This window comes from Streptococcus sp. HMSC072D07, from assembly GCF_001814835.1.
Classification (GTDB): Bacteria; Bacillota; Bacilli; order Lactobacillales; family Streptococcaceae; genus Streptococcus.
On sequence record NZ_KV818087.1, the window covers coordinates 1 to 238 of the forward strand.

The following is a 238-nucleotide window of genomic DNA, read 5'->3' on the forward strand; positions in this document are numbered from 1 at the left end:
GTGTCGCAGGTTCGAATCCTGTCTTCCCGATTCATGGCGGTGTAGCTCAGCTGGCTAGAGCGTCCGGTTCATACCCGGGAGGTCGGGGGTTCGATCCCCTTCGCCGCTATATTGATCTTGTTGGACCTTTAGCTCAGCTGGTTAGAGCTCTCGGCTCATAACCGAGTGGTCGTAGGTTCAAGTCCTACAAGGTCCATTGTAAATAATGGAGGATTACCCAAGTCCGGCTGAAGGGAAC

At 53.8% G+C, this 238-nt stretch carries 2 tRNA genes; both read left to right on the forward strand.

The features are described 5' to 3' along the window. Window positions 1–35 precede the first annotated feature (35 nt). Window positions 36–109 (forward strand) — tRNA-Met (locus tag HMPREF2991_RS10485). 13 nt (window positions 110–122) lie between these two features. Then, window positions 123–196 (forward strand) — tRNA-Ile (locus HMPREF2991_RS10490). Window positions 197–238 lie beyond the last annotated feature (42 nt).